5 protein-coding genes and 2 pseudogenes are annotated in these 4,528 nt (G+C 57.4%); 3 read left to right on the top strand and 4 right to left on the bottom strand.

The window, feature by feature from the left end:
• A pseudogene (locus tag EDB94_RS20995) lies at positions 1–167 on the bottom strand (hypothetical protein); the annotation flags it as partial.
• A gap of 110 nt (positions 168–277) precedes the next feature.
• Here EDB94_RS20995 and EDB94_RS01750 point away from each other — a divergent pair.
• From EDB94_RS01750 to EDB94_RS01740, 3 genes and pseudogenes are all read left to right on the top strand, one after another.
• Positions 278–714, top strand: a pseudogene (locus tag EDB94_RS01750) (transposase); the annotation flags it as partial.
• Between the two features lie 201 nt (positions 715–915).
• Complete coding sequence (locus tag EDB94_RS01745; protein ID WP_001201003.1) at positions 916–1,278, top strand: cupin domain-containing protein; 363 nt, start codon at positions 916–918, stop codon at positions 1,276–1,278.
• Positions 1,279–1,301: 23 nt separating this feature from the next.
• The gene (locus tag EDB94_RS01740; protein WP_001097412.1) at positions 1,302–1,865 is read left to right on the top strand and encodes a chlorite dismutase family protein; all 564 of its coding nucleotides are present in this window, start codon (positions 1,302–1,304) and stop codon (positions 1,863–1,865) included.
• 250 nt (positions 1,866–2,115) lie between these two features.
• Here the strand turns inward: EDB94_RS01740 and tnpC are convergent, their stop codons facing one another.
• The 3 genes from tnpC to tnpA form a co-directional block, all read right to left on the bottom strand.
• Positions 2,116–3,660, bottom strand: coding sequence for an IS66 family transposase (gene tnpC, locus EDB94_RS01735; RefSeq protein WP_108019953.1), 1,545 nt, complete (start codon positions 3,658–3,660; stop codon positions 2,116–2,118).
• A gap of 75 nt (positions 3,661–3,735) precedes the next feature.
• On the bottom strand, positions 3,736–4,071 hold the full coding sequence (gene tnpB, locus EDB94_RS01730) for an IS66 family insertion sequence element accessory protein TnpB (protein WP_008175580.1): 336 nt from the start codon (positions 4,069–4,071) through the stop codon (positions 3,736–3,738).
• Complete coding sequence (tnpA, locus tag EDB94_RS01725; RefSeq protein ID WP_008175582.1) at positions 4,068–4,445, bottom strand: IS66-like element accessory protein TnpA; 378 nt, start codon at positions 4,443–4,445, stop codon at positions 4,068–4,070. The genes tnpB and tnpA overlap by 4 nt, the downstream gene beginning before the upstream one ends.
• Positions 4,446–4,528: the final 83 nt, after the last annotated feature.

The following is a 4,528-nucleotide window of genomic DNA, read 5'->3' as shown; positions in this document are numbered from 1 at the left end:
CAGTAACCGTCCGGTGATTCCACCTTGAGCCAAATCGCCTGCCGACCAAAAGGCTCGAAGCTTACCACCCGGTCGATTCCGGTCAGATCCAGAAACGCCTCGTCGATGGAGTAGACATCCACTCTCGATGCCAGAGCTTCCAGGGTCGTCATCACCCGCCGGCTTATATCGCCATTTGTGTGGAATAGAGAATCAATTGGAACGGGGGCTTTGCTCGCCCCCCCTTGAACTTCTCATACCCAACCTGTTTGGCTATAGCTACTGAGGAGATCGCGGTGGCCCACCAAATCTTCCGGTCATCCTGTTCAATTACACCGCTAGCCGTACCCAGGAGGTGCCGCAGCGCCTCCTGGAGGCAGAAAGGCGTCGAGCGTATAGGTTGCTGGGCATGCGCGGCGCAAGTTCATCAGAAAACTCAATCCAAGGGCAAGATCGGCCGAGCGGAGATGGCACTGACTCTTATCAACAAGCTCTACGGCATCGAGCGCGACATGGAAGAGGCGGGCGATGCCCAGCGATACCAGACGCGCCAGTCGCAAAGCCAGGCTTTCCTGGAGCAACTGAAAGCTAGGCTGGACAAAACCCCTCCCCAGGTCACGTCGTCAAAGTGCCTTGGGCAAGCAATCAATTGCCTTGCGAGCAACTGGTTAAAGCTGATCCGCTACATCGAAAGGGGGACACCTGCCCATCGACAACAACCCTGCCGAGCGGGCGAGCCACCTTCTCATGTACATATGACCAAAGCGTCGCCCGTCTCCTCCCGTTATGTCATGCCTACCCACGACGGAGTATTGACGGTCTCTGTGCGCCAGAGCATAGTTTTCCCGAAGGGCGCTTAGGTACATATCTTCATGTGCTGTCCAGGCGCAGTTGCGTTTAGAGTACGTGTCCAATCAGTTTTAAATGGGTGTGAACATGAGAGCAGAAACTGAATCGCGGATTTTTTCGGTGGATGAATATGTTCGTCCGTCTAACGGCGAACCGATTCGTTCGGTTGTTCTGGAAACCAATGACTCTGTCGTCGTTGTTTGGCACGCCCACCCTGGGCAGGAAATAGCTTCCCATGTACATCCTCACGGCCAAGATACTTGGACGGTTATCTCAGGTGAAGCCGAATATCATCAAGGTAACGGCATAGTCACTCATCTTAAAGCTGGAGATATTGCGATCGCAAAACCTGGGCAGGTACATGGTGCAATGAACTCTGGCCCCGAACCTTTTATATTTGTTTCAGTGGTTGCGCCGGGCAATGCCGGTTTTGCGTTGGCTGAGAAATAGGCGAAAGGCCTGAGAGGAAACTGATGAATACACGATTATTTACGTTCGCTGGTGGAGAAACGGGTGTTTGGCGCGTTGTTCGGATGGATGCCGTGGCGGGAGCCCCTCTCCCTGGAATCCCCCGGCTCGACGTAGCCGCTGGCTCTGTTTCGCCGCAGCCTTTGGGCACCAAATGGCTTCTTCGCGGGATAACGAGTAACGAGCGTTATGTCGTGCGTGAAGAGAAGGATCGTCTCGTGGCGAAGCAGCCAAGTTTGGGTCGAGCAGAGGCCACCTGTGCCGCCCTGATCCCTATCCGGAAAAACCCCTCATGGTGGGGACTGGCTCAAGACGAACGCCGGAAGATTTTTGAGGAGCAGTCCCGTCACATTCACATTGGGCTCCAATATCTCCCTGCTGTGGCCCGTCGTCTCCACCATTGTCGGGACCTGGGCGAGAGCGAACCCTTCGACTTCTTGACGTGGTTCGAATATTCCCCGTCTGATGAGCCGGGCTTTAACAGGCTTTTGGCCGAACTCCGGGCCTCGGTGGAGTGGAAGTATGTCGACAGAGAAATCGACATCCGGCTAGTGCATGAGCCGGCCTAGTATCAGGTTTAACTGCGATCTCCGTGCGGCATACACCTGCGACACCCGCAGCCCAGCAAAGCCCGGAAAATCTAGTGTGTCTAATAACTTAGGAGTAACACGACACGTATGCCTAGCGAGCCACCAGTCGCTTGGGAAATTTTCTACTTATGGCCTCCTCTTTCTCTCATCGATCTCCCAGGGCATATCCTGCCGTCTAGAGTTGGCACCTTGTCCAGCTTTCGAAGAAGGCTCTCCATACACGTCCGGCCTACACCTTGTTAGGTATGGCCGGTTTCCAGTTGTGGGGCAATAGCTCGTCGATGGCGTTGTTCTTCTGTGTCGGCAGGCGAGTCAGCACATCCTTCAGGTAGGCATAGGGATCATGCCGATTCAGCTTCGCTGACTGTATTAGGGTCATGACCGCAGCCGCACGTTGACCACTGCGCAGTGAACCCGCAAACAGCCAATTGCTGCGCCCCAGCGCCCAGGGTCGGATCTGGTTTTCCACCCAGTTGTTGTCGATGGGCACAGCGCCATCGTCCAGGTAGCGCGTCAGCGCTTCCCAACGTTTGAGGCTGTAATCCAGGGCTTTGGCCGTGCCGGAGCCATCCGGCACTTTCTGGCGATGGGCCAGCATCCACTGATGCAGCGCATCGGCAAGGGGTTTGGCTTTGGTTTGCCGGATTTCCCGCCGCATATCCGGTGGCAGATCTTTGGTTTCCCGCTCGATCTCGTAGAGTCCACCGATGTATTCCAAGGCCTTGGCCGCCAATTCGCTCTTGTTGGCCTCGTGCAGGTCATAGAACTTGCGCCGGGCGTGGGCCATACAGCCGATTTCGGTAATGCCGTTGCCGAACCCGGCCTTGTAGCCAGCGTAATCATCACAGACCAGCTTGCCCCGCCAGTCACCCAGGAAGGTTCGGGCGTGTTCGCCTGCACGGCTGGGTGCGAAGTCGTAAATAGCTGCCTTCAGGTCGGCAAACGATGTGGTGCAGTAGGCCCAGACGTAGGCCTTGTGGGTTTTCTTCTTGCCCGGGGCCAGCATGCTGACCGGGGTTTCATCGGCATGCAGAACACTGTGTTCCAGCAGAGTATTTCTCAACGCATCCACCAGCGGCTGCAACTGCACACCACAGGCACCCACCCATTCGGCCAGGGTGGAGCGCGGGATTTCCAGGCCGGCACGGCCGAACATGCGTTCCTGACGGTACAGCGGCAGATGGTCGGCATACTTGGCCACCAGCACCTGGGCCAGCAGGCCAGCGGTGGGGATGCCTTTGTCGATCACCTGCGGTGGCACCGGTGCCTGGATCAACGTCTCGCAGCTGTCGCAGGCCCATTTGCCCCGGATGTGACGTTCAACGGTGAACTCACCCGGGACATAATCCAGCTTCTCGCTGACGTCTTCGCCAATGCGCTTGAGCTGGCAGCCACACTGGCATTGAGTATTTTCTGGCTCGTGGTGGATCAGGGTGCGGGGCAGTTCCGGTGGCAGCGGTGTGCGTTTGGGTTGCTGCTTTGGCCGAGCGGCTTTCTGCTCCTCGGTCATCGCCTGTTCCAGTTCGACCTCGATGGAGGCCAGGTCGCTGTCGATCAGTTCGTCCAGCAGTTTTCCCTGAACCGCGTCCAGCTGCTCGCTACGCCGGGCGTACTTATGGCGCTTGAGAATGGCCACTTCGTGGGTCAGCTTCTCGATGACCGCATCACGGTGCACCAGAGCCCGCTCTTTGTTATCAACACGATCAAACAGTTCCGTAGCGAGAGCACGGAGCTGACCGGCAGAGAGTTGGTTGATGTCGGGGCGCTGAGTCATGCCCCTTAGTATGCCAAGCCCTTGTACTGCAAGCGATTCGCAGTTCTGGCTATGGCGGTATTGCTCAGCTTGTGGTTACAGGATTGAGATGACGCCATCGGCCCCAATACGTTGCCATGGCAGGCCCTGAACGAGGGCGGATAACTGTTCTTCGGTCAGACATAACTGTTTGCCTCGCCAGGATTCGCCCCAGTGGAACTTGCCCCGGTTTAGACGACGGGCACACAGCCAGATGCCGAGGCCATCATGGATCAGCACCTTCATCCGGTTGCCTCGCTTGTTGGCAAACAGGTAGGCGCAATGGGGTCTGGCCGAACCGAAGACCTGAACGACTCGTGCCAGAGCTTTATCCGGTCCCGCCCGCATGTCCAGCGGTTCGGTGGCCAGCCAGATCTCATCAATGCGGATCATCCCAACAGATCCCGCAACAAGGCGGCACACTGGTGGGCCTGCTCCGCAGGCCACTCCACGACAACCGCGCCACTGGCGCGGGGAATCTCGATGCGGATGGTGCTACGCTTGTCCGAGACCGAGTGGTGGCTCCGTGCTGAAGTTGCTGCTGGCAGATTGACCGGCACGAACTCCGGCGTTGTCGCTGGTGCTTTAGGCACTCGTCGCGCCTCCTTGATCCAGCGTCGGACCATGTTGGCGTTGAGGCCATTACACAGAGCGATCCGGGAGACGGATGCGCCCGGATCTCGGCACTGGGCGACAATCCCGGCTTTGAATTCCCGGGAAAACCGGCGACGGCGTTGGCAGGGTTTGGTTACGCTTAATTCGTTCATGTTAAGTGTCCACTAGAAAATAAGTGGACACTATCCTGACGACGGCAGCGCCAGGCTCAAGATGGGATCACCGGACGCTTACC

The sequence above is a fragment of the Marinobacter sp. 3-2 genome (assembly GCF_003751355.1).
GTDB classification, from domain to species: domain Bacteria; phylum Pseudomonadota; class Gammaproteobacteria; order Pseudomonadales; family Oleiphilaceae; genus Marinobacter; species Marinobacter adhaerens.
This window is presented reverse-complemented; position numbering and strand designations above follow the sequence as displayed.